The sequence below is a fragment of the Tenacibaculum sp. MEBiC06402 genome, assembly GCF_049239625.1.
Classification (GTDB): Bacteria; Bacteroidota; Bacteroidia; order Flavobacteriales; family Flavobacteriaceae; genus Polaribacter.
Map to the genome: position 1 here is coordinate 1 of NZ_JBMKKT010000009.1, position 2024 is coordinate 2024.

Annotated in this window: 1 protein-coding gene and 1 pseudogene; both read left to right on the forward strand. The window is 33.4% G+C overall.

The genetic code is table 11. The features are described 5' to 3' along the window. Positions 1–119, forward strand: a 119-nt coding sequence (locus ACOSP6_RS00055) for a T9SS type B sorting domain-containing protein (protein WP_422095660.1), incomplete at its 5' end; no start/stop codon positions are given. A 52-nt stretch (positions 120–171) separates the two neighbouring features. After that, a pseudogene (locus ACOSP6_RS00060) lies at positions 172–2024 on the forward strand (hypothetical protein); the annotation flags it as partial.

The window sequence follows — 2024 nt, forward strand, 5'->3', positions numbered from 1 at the left end:
ATGGATTATACAACGGAAAAGTATTGCCTTCAAACGACTACTGGTTCAACATTGAATTAACCGATAGAAACGGAAATAAAATCAGCAGAAAAGGACATTTCTCACTACTTAGAAAGTAATATATTCATTTCCAAATAGAATAGTTAATTTAGCATTTTAATTTTTATTAAAATGAAGAAACTAATTCTAATAGCAGTTTATTTTTTTTCCACCATAACTTTTGCGCAAAAACAAGCAAATATTTGGTACTTTGGACAAAATGCTGGAATTGATTTCTCTACAACTCCGCCTACTCCATTAACAAATGGACAACTTAATACAGACGAGGGTTGTTCTTCGTTTTCTGACAAAGATGGAAATCTATTATTCTATTCAGACGGAATTCGCATTTTTAATAGGAATCATGTTTTAATGACTTTTACGGATGGTTCGCCTGCTGACAATTTAGGTGGAAATCCTTCAAGTACTCAATCGGGAATGATTATTCCGCGACCTGGTTCTGATACTATTTATTATTTATTTACTGTTGGTACAAATTTCGTTCCTAATGGAATACCTAGTAATCCTGGATTCAATTTCTACACAATTGATATGTCAAGAAACGGTGGTCTTGGTGAAATTGTTGATGGACCAGTGAATTTAGCTATCGATCCTATTAGCTCGCTCGATATAAGTACCGTGTGGTCAGAAAAAGTAACCGCCGTTAAAGGTAATGAGTGTGATACTTTTTGGGTTATATCTTTTGCCCAAGGTGATTTTTATTCTTTTAAAGTAGACGCTTCTGGTGTTGACGTTTCTGGTGTTGTAGTAAGCTCTGTTAACTTTGTTACTTCCGATAAAAGAGGGTATTTACAAGTTTCTCCAAATGGTCAGTATATTGCTTTTGCCGATTATAGAGCTGGTCAACAAAACATTAACGGAAGTGCTCAATTATTTAATTTTGATAACCAGACAGGTATTGTTTCTCCAAACCCTATTACCCTAATTGGTGAGAACCAAAATGAAGCTCCATATGGTGTTGCTTTCTCTCAACAATCCAATAAACTATATGTATCAACTTTTAATGGAACAAACTCTGTTTATCAGTTCGATTTAACAAACTCAAATATTCCTTCCACTAGAAGTTTAATAAACTCAAAACAAGGATTCAGAGGAGGATTACAATTGGGTCCGGATGGTAAAATTTACGCATCTGTACCTAACAGTAATTTTTTAGATGTAATTGATAATCCAAATGACGATGCAAACAACGTAAATTACATTAATGATGCTATCTTCTTAAACGGTAGACAAACTGCTCAAGGATTACCACCTTTTATTTCTTCATTACTTCTTCCTGTTGAAATTAGAGACGTTGCAACAAATGAAATTTTAAATAATCAAAACATTCAATATTGTATAGGAGAATCTATTGAAATATCATCAGAAGCTATTACAGGTACAAATATTTCATACGAATGGACTTTTAACGACGGAACTACAAGTTCTGTAGTATCTACACAACCAACACTTACTTTAAATAATTTAAACACCAATAATAATGGTACTTATTCGTTAGTTATAACTTTAATTGATGATTGTAATAATGCTACAAATCTAGAAGGGTCTTTTACTATTGGAGTTTTTGAACCCGCTAGCGCCTCTCCAGTTAATGATATTAATTTTTGTGATACTGATGGAGATGGATTTCATACGTTTGACTTTGAAAACGATATTAACCCCGTTGTACTTGGTAGTTTAGATCCGAATCAATTTGAAGTATATTACTTTTTAAATCAGACAGATGCTGAAAACAACAGTATTCCAAATGCACTGAGCACCCCTTACACAAATGCAACTCCTTTCCCAAATAATCAAGATATATTTGTAAGAGTTCATAACAGAGATGCTCCAGAAGCCTGTTACGCGATAACGCAATTTGCATTATCTATTACTACCTTACCATCACCAAGTCAACCTTCCGATTATATCGTTTGTGATGATGTTGCTAATGGAGGTGATACAGATGGATTTTTTAATGATTT